Origin of the sequence: Corynebacterium tuberculostearicum, from assembly GCF_022347235.1 — a bacterium.
Taxonomy (GTDB): Bacteria; Actinomycetota; Actinomycetes; order Mycobacteriales; family Mycobacteriaceae; genus Corynebacterium; species Corynebacterium tuberculostearicum_F.
This window is the reverse complement of record NZ_JAKRDX010000033.1, coordinates 1-7696: the sequence shown is the minus strand read 5'-3', so window position 1 is coordinate 7696 and position 7696 is coordinate 1. Positions and strand designations below refer to the sequence as shown.

At 49.8% G+C, this 7696-nt stretch carries 3 protein-coding genes and 1 pseudogene; 3 read left to right on the top strand and 1 reads right to left on the bottom strand.

The features are described 5' to 3' along the window. Nucleotides 1-794: 794 nt before the first annotated feature. Nucleotides 795-1220, top strand: a complete 426-nt coding sequence (locus tag MHK09_RS11395; protein WP_250413595.1) for a hypothetical protein — start codon at nucleotides 795-797, stop codon at nucleotides 1218-1220. Between the two features lie 105 nt (nucleotides 1221-1325). Here the strand turns inward: MHK09_RS11395 and MHK09_RS11895 are convergent. Next, a pseudogene (locus tag MHK09_RS11895) lies at nucleotides 1326-2536 on the bottom strand (IS3 family transposase). A gap of 687 nt (nucleotides 2537-3223) precedes the next feature. Between MHK09_RS11895 and MHK09_RS11380 the strand changes: the two are divergent. After that, the gene (locus MHK09_RS11380; protein ID WP_250413592.1) at nucleotides 3224-5380 is read left to right on the top strand and encodes an NACHT domain-containing protein; all 2157 of its coding nucleotides are present in this window, start codon (nucleotides 3224-3226) and stop codon (nucleotides 5378-5380) included. Between the two features lies 1 nt (nucleotide 5381). Next, on the top strand, nucleotides 5382-6395 hold the full coding sequence (locus MHK09_RS11375) for a hypothetical protein (protein WP_250413591.1): 1014 nt from the start codon (nucleotides 5382-5384) through the stop codon (nucleotides 6393-6395). Nucleotides 6396-7696 lie beyond the last annotated feature (1301 nt).

Below are 7696 nucleotides of genomic sequence, written 5' to 3'. Positions count from 1 at the left end.
GGTTAGGTGGGGCGTCGGCAAGCAAGGCGGGGGCAGAGGACTCGCTAGTGAGCAGGGCGAAGGCGGGGGTGTCTGCGTGGCGCAGAAGTTGCCGAAGCCGGTCACGTTAAAGAGAAGGAGCCTAAAGGCCGCAAGGCTTCAAGCATCACAATTGGCCGGTCTTATTCATTGTCCTTGGTTGGGGTGCTTGTACGTGTCTATAAGTTGGTTTCGTCTCCTGCCTTACCCCAGCAGACGCTGGTAGTGAAGTACCCCGGGTTTGTTCCTAGGCATTTGCCTTGGTTTCTATTTGTGGTGTCAAGGGGTGAAGGACCTGACCCCTGTTTGGTAAACACCTCTGCTTCCTGCCGTGTTGGGCCGGGGAGAGGAAGTTTACCTCCATGCCTAGGAAGGCTTATTCGGATCAGGTCAAGCGCGACGCGGTCGCGATGTACGAGGACCATTCACATGTTTCGCTCAAGGCCGCAGTCAAGGAGTTGGGGACCGACCTCGGTAGCCGAGGGGTTGGCTGGGAGGGCGTCGGCAAGCAAGGCGGGGCAGAGGACTCGCTGGTAAGCAGGGCGAAGGCGGGTACGTCCGCGTGGCGCGAACGCTGTTGAAGTTAGACACGCTAAAGGGAAGGAGCCTCCTAGTCGCAGGGGCACAAGCATCATAAAAGCCAGGTCTTTTATAATTTTTTCCTTGGCTGGGGTGCTTGTGTGCATCCATATTTCGCTTTCGTCTCATCCCTCACCTCAGCAGACGCTGGTAGCATTTTTACATAGCGTAACCGGCAGCCGCGGGAGGTCTAGTCTATGGACGGGGATACTGGGGATCTGCTCTTTTGTGCCGGGTCAGTGCTGGTCATGGTGCTCTTCTGGACCTACTACATTTTGGATGTGCGCAGGGATCCCAGATCGGAAGAGTGGTATGACGAACCCGCCTGGGAAGGCATGGAGAGGGATGGCGTCCTCTTCTTCTATCCTTACGGCTCGCTAATTTTGGGCGTTGGCGGTGTCGGAGGGTTGATAGAGCGTATGAACCCTCCCGAATTTGTCACAACCGTGCTGATGTATTCGTTCATGGCAGCTCTCGGCATCGGGTTCATTGGAATGACGGGTGTGCTCGGGATTCCGCTTCCGTGGCCGTTTGTTCCGAGGTGGGTTGTCGACATCCGCAAGGCAAAGCGTGCTCGAAGGCGTGAGCGCAGGCAAGCCAGAAAAAGGGAAAGGGAAGAATAGGTCTGGCGGCTTCTCCAGGGGCTGAAGTCCGTTCAAAGATATCCAATATTTAGCTGTGGTGGGGGTGCCCGCAAATCGTGGACACGTAGTGGAGCTACCTAGTGGTTAGGCGGCTATTCCTTTTCTGCTGGTGGTTAGACCGATGCGGTTCTCGAAGTCGGCGGGGCTTATCATCCCGAGTGCGGAGTGCCGACGTCGGCGGTTGTAGACGACTTCAATCCAGTAGGCAACGGCCTTGCGTGCAGCATCACGGGTCGCCCAGCGCTTACGGTCGTAGAATTCGGTTTTAAGCGTCGACCAGAATGACTCGGCCATCGCGTTATCGAAGCACACGCCGGTACGCCCTGCGGACTGAGCTATGCCCAGGTTGCGGCAAACTTCCCAGAGCTTCTCGCTGGTGAATTGGGTTCCGCGGTCAGCGTGAAACACTAGCCCGTCAGGCACGTCACCGCGTAGTGTATGCGCCATCCGCAGGGCCCGTTCGACCAGGTATGTATCTTGAACGCTATCCATAGCGCAGCCCAGCACCCTGCGGGAATGACCATCGCGGACTGCACACAGATACAACCAGCCTTCAGCAGTGCGCAGGTAGGTAATATCTGACATCCACACTCGGTTGAGCTCACTAGTATCAAACATGCGCTTGACCAGGTCAGGAAGCGTGGACTTACGCTTGGCTTGGACCGTTTTGTCACCGGGACAAAGGCCCGCGGGGAAATCCCTTCAATGCCCATCATGCGCATTCGTTTAGCCACGGTCTTACGGTTAAGCGCAATGTGGTAGCGGTCGGTAAGTTCTGCGGTGATCCGCGGAGCACCATAAACCTCATCGGAGTCCGACCAATTCTGATGAATCTTACGATCGACATCGTCGTAGAATGCTGCGCGTTCATCTTCGCCGGATAGACGATTCTGCTGCGTATGGGACCATTTGTAGTATCCAGACTGAGACACTTTTAATAGCCGTGCCATACGTTTGATGCTGTAGTTGGCCTTCTCTCGCTGCATTAGTTCGAACTTTTCTGTTCGCGTTGCTTTGCGGCGAAGAAGGCTGCCGCTTTTGACAAAAACTCGTTATCCATCTTGGCTTCCGCCAGCTCACGACACAGACGAGCATTCTCAGCACGAAGGTCAGCTTCGCTCATCCCGTCTGATGCTCCTCGGAGTTCACGCTCGAGATTGACCCGCCGGCCTAAAAGCCCAGCGGTAACACCGATCTCCTTGAGCAACCGGGCGTTGCGACTCGATTACCAGGTTTGCGGCTTCACGCCGATACTCAGGCGTGTACTTCTTGCGCTGTTGACTCACAATGAACATCCTCTCTTACGGACACAAGATCCCCACAAATAGGGTGTCCACTTAACGGGGGTAACCTCAGAGTTCACTGTGATGACTGGCGCTTGTCATGAACTTTCTATCTGAGACGTTCGGTGCACTAGAGCGGGAATCTTTGCTGTCGTCGTATCGTGCACATCAATTCTTCCAGCCAGCTGCACCTCGGCCGTTGCGCTGCTATTTTTGTGGCTTACCTCCGTGAGCACGCTGAAGGGGTTGGACGTCCGGTGGCTGTACCGCAAAAGCCGTCGAATTAGAAGTCGAATGATCCGGGATAAGCCTGAACTGACCCCCGGATTTTTGCCGCCGGTTCGGAGAAGAACTTATGCACAAGTCCATGAGTATCCAAGATTTGCGGACACCCCCAGATACTGGTGAGGATCTATTTTGCAGTAGTGCATTCTGATGCTATTAGTGAGCACCACTGGTGCCGTCAGAGGGGTGATTCGAGTGCGCCAGAAGCTTGGTGCTTCGGCGTCATTTGCGGGCAAACATAGCTAGGGCGAGTTGGGATAGGAATCAGGCTAGGCGTGCAGCAGGTGGCTAGTGATACTAAGATAAAAATAGAGGGCACATGGAGATGCCGAATGCAAGAATCTGAATGGATCTCAGTCATGCGTAAGTTTTGACGATATTCTTGCTCCACTCTAAGAATGTAAATGAGGGAAAATGTTCAACACTGAGGACTTTGTGAACGGTCAAGAACTTTGCTCGATGGTTGAGACAAGCGCAAAGCGGGATCAAGAGTCGCAAAAAGTTTTTAGCGTAGAAGAAGGCCAAATTTCCTATGTGCCGACTAACTTGAAAAAGAATCCTTTCGAACTGGATCGAGGTAGTGGCAACTTATCAAGTGCCTACTTTTTTGTTGCAAGAGGCGCCACCGGAAAGACAGCGCTAGCACAGTACATTTCTCAAAATCTTCGAGCACCGCTATGGCGCACTTCTGTCGATAGCACAATTAACGCACACTCTCTAAGGGTGCATCTTTTAGACTATACAGCCGAACACAATGTAGATCAGCTGTTGGTAAGCGAGTCGAATCCGTTGGTGGTCGTGGACTCGCTCGATGAGGCAATGGTTGCAGTTTCCGGGACAACTTGGGCACAATTCAAAACGAGTATGGTGAAAATGGCTGCTAAAGGGGTAAGGTTCATTTTCACGGGGCGAGAAATTGCACTTTTGGACTTGATGGGCGATTTTGAAGCCGAAGATGTTGATTTTATATCCTACAAGGTTGAACACTTTGATAAGCCGCAAGCTAAAGAATTTGTCAACTCGATTTGTAGTGCCCAGGGAAAACAGATCGATGTCAATAACAAAATTTATGACGAGGCTTTGAATGTCTTGCTGAACCGGTTAAGTGTCCCAGGTCTTAACGAAGCGGAACAACAGCAATTTCTGGGTTATGCCCCGGTCCTCCAGGCTGTTGCAGCCGATATTTCCTCCAGCGCAAACTTGGCAAGAGACCTAAATCTTATGCAAGAGCGCTCGTGGGAGGAAGATTTGAACCAGATCGACTCAATTATGCAGGCTATCTTGGAAAGAGAGCAGGAGAAGTTCCTGTCCAGTTACTCCTCATCGGATGAAACACTTTTTACCCCTGATGAACAGATTCGAGCGCTACTTTCTCAAAGAAATATTGCGCCAGAGCCACTGGTCCCTAGCGCTGTAGATCTAGAAAAAAAGGAGACCTACAAGGAAAAGCGGGAGGCCCAAATTCTCGATCACCCGTTCGTAAACGGTGCTACCTCGAATTTTTGGGCTTCTAAGATATTCGAAGCCTACTGCGTGTTGAAGGGGTATAAATATATTGATAACCCAAGAAAACTCCATCAAGAAGCATCTAAAAATCCAACTTTGTTCCTTCTGGCTCCTGCGCTGATTAATGGCGAAGAGATTTACGATGACTGGATCGTGTCGACGATACATAACTCTTTCCTTGCCTATAATGATTCCACGTCAAAGGGTGAAGGAGACATTGGTTCGAGGCTGGGAAGATTTGTGCAAGTCGTGGAGACCAAGCAAGCCGATGTCTATTCGTATTCGGTTCTCTCGTTTGGTTCTAATCTCTCCGAGAATGGCTCCGATCTCGAAATAAAATTTATCCCAAGTTTCGACAAAGAAGTTATTTTTAGAGGCCAGCCGGCACACATAGAGTTTAAAGTCGCAAATTCTAATATTCGTGTGGAACCAGAGTCTTCTGCTTTAATCCTTGGCCCAGGATTTAGGGTAGAAGCGGAGCAAATCGAATTTACCGGAGGGGAGATGCGATTGCCAACGTTATACGGTGAACCCCTAAACGTTATCTTGGCTGCAAAGAAGTTTAAACTGCCAATTGCTCGGCTCGAGCTTTCTGGATCTAAATCTTGCCCGGTTATTTTCGATATGGGTGGGGGGCTGGAATATGAACCGGTGGAGAATTATCTTCCGTATCCGTGGCGAGAGTTTGTGAAGCCCTTGGTTATCGGTAGTCAATCGGTCATTGGTCCAGAAATCCTTCACATAGTTTCAGCTTTTGAGAGTCTGAAAAGCCGTCGGTATAGGGCCTCAGGTGTATCGCGGTCGGGTTTTTGTGCACTCTCCTCCTTGCATAAAAAGAATCCAACGACTACAGAAGTGATACAGGTTTTATGTGATTTTGGCATCCTTGCAGACGAAGGCGGGACATATAGTTTTGCCGCTGATGACGAAGACTATCCGCTTTTTGCGACACCATACTCTCGAAATTCTGATGCGCGGAAAAAATTCGAAGATTTGACCAACGAACAAAGAAAAAATTGGATCACTGTGATTGAAAGACTCAATCAAATTCTCGGAGAGGAATAGTATGCAGTATTCCGAAGAGTTTGTGCAGCACGCCAGCCGTATTGGCCTTCCCGGAGTTGTTGTTGAGTGGGTTTCGCTGGATGGAGGGGTACAAGGCGTCAACGTTCTTAAGGTGTCGAACCTTATGTCTTTGAATCGACTCATTGCGTTATGGCGACACCGTATTAGGGGGCGTACATTTTTTCGAGGGCAGCGAAATCTATACCAAAAGGTGCCGCTTAGTGGTAAAGAGAGATTTGATGCTTGCATCGATCGAGAGTCTCAGGTTAAACCCGTGAGAGAGACTTCTCTGGAAATGTTTTTGCAGTTTCCTGGCTTCGGTGAAATGAAGACATTTGGAAGGGGCAATTCGAAAGATTTCGTCTGGGAACAATTTAAGCAGTGGGAGACTGAAACTGAGCCGTTTATTGGCTTTTCCAGGCAGGGGAGCGTTCCGGCGTATGCTTTGGAAGGCATTTGCCAGCACTATCTTGGAGGTACCACTTGGCTAGATGTGGTCGATAATCCCCTTGTAGCTTTATGGATGTCAACGCGGAGCTATAGCTCTCCTGAGCTGAATATGCATGGACCTGTAATTCGTGTGGAACCAATTGAGGGCGCGTCATCCGGAGGTGTTTTCTTGTACCTTTACGGGCAGCCTGACTTCAAAAAGGTGCATACTGGACTGTATGAGTCTGAAGATAGCTATCTTTTAGACCTTCGTGAGATGTTAGTTGCTGAATTCCTTAGGCCACACGCGCAAGGTGGCATGCTGCTGAAAAATAAAAAAAATGATGAGTGCCTTGAAAAGCCAACCAAAGTAGTAGCGATTAAACTGGATCCTAATTCGGCCTTAGCGGCTGTAGGGAACAGTCAACTATTAAATGTCGAAAGTCTTTTTCCGAGTGCGGGAAATGACTTGGGCTTTAATATGCTTCGTGGGCTCTTTAATTTTTATTGGCAAATGGGTATGACTGATTCGGGAGAGCAGCGAAAACACTACGCTGAATTCTTCCCTCCAGCCTACGTGGAATAAACAACTGGAAAATAACGAAGCTGAGCAAGCCCGAAGGTGTGGATTTCGAATAGAGGGAATACAGGACGATTTTCCCATCTACTCAAACGGAAAAACTGGGACACTTCAATCTTGGGCTTATCAGCCTAGATCTTGCGGTTCGACAGAAGTCATTCTGTTCCGTTTCCTCATGCAAGTTCGGGTACCCACGCACGAACCATCAGACACCCTCCGTCAAGATGTGCCTAGGGAGCTGCTATTGACTCTCAAGAGGTTGGTAGAGCATAATTTATAGCAGGAGCGGCCCTACATTATGTACAGCCGCTCGACCCTCACCGAGGCTACTGGCAGGTGAGGGTCATTTTATTTCGAATTTCAGCTCGGCTTCGGAGATCGTTGCTTCGGAGTTACCTGTAGAATTTTGCAATGCTCTTCCAAGTATTTTTGGTAAAGGGACGTGCTTTGTCCTCCGTGAGTAAAAGTGCGCCTGTATGTAAAAGCGACGAGGTCCGGAATCCAAAGGCAAGTTTCATCGGCAGGGCTAACCCATGCCATATTGATTTCCGGGGGCAGTGACCTTTTCTTTCGCATGCGCTTGAGGGTATTTCTGTCTTTATCGTTATCTGACTGAGAGCGGCGTGCTTCGAAAATTATGCCTTTCAGAGAAGGCTCGTTCTTGGTGAGTGTAGTAATGAGCTGTTCGAGGCAATCTTGGCGAGCGTGCTCAATATCCTGATTTCGTTGCAGTGGCCGAAGGCAGGCTATATATTGCAAATCCTCAAAGTTATCGCATAGCTTGAGCATTTCTTCGACTTTCTTGCGGCCATCACAACTACGCATCGATTCAGTTGTATGCCAATAGTTCGACTGCGCAGTCTCTCTGAGGATACTCCGAGTACTGTCAAGATGTTCGAATTTGATGGCTGTGCCGACCAAGATATAGAAAGATTCTAAAAAGTCCTCCTCCGGTGCAACGTAGCTTTCGTCAACGAAGGCAATGGTGTTATCAGGCGTCGAGCGTTGAAAAATACGTAATAGGGAAGGGTGAATCCGGTCTGGCAAGGGCATCTCCAAATGAACGATTGAATTATATGTTCGAATGTTACCTAAGCATATGTATTAGGGCCAGACAATGTTGAGAGCTAATTTGTGTAATCGTCCCGGGCTCAATCACGTGGCAGCCCGGCCATTCGGTTGTCGATTTGAAGCGTCCTGGGTTTAGTTCCGCTTCTTTTACGGCCCTGTGTTGATGGGCTGGGTGAGATAGTACTCGGTTTCTACTTCCTGTGGGGTGGCGTAGTCCAATGCTTCGTGAAGTCGCT

Excerpts from the sequence above, each read along its gene's own strand:
- MHK09_RS11375 (WP_250413591.1), top strand. The coding sequence starts at position 5,382 with ATGCAGTATTCCGAAGAGTTTGTGCAGCACGCCAGCCGTATTGGCCTT.
- MHK09_RS11380 (WP_250413592.1), top strand. The coding sequence starts at position 3,224 with ATGTTCAACACTGAGGACTTTGTGAACGGTCAAGAACTTTGCTCGATG.
- MHK09_RS11395 (WP_250413595.1), top strand. The coding sequence starts at position 795 with ATGGACGGGGATACTGGGGATCTGCTCTTTTGTGCCGGGTCAGTGCTG.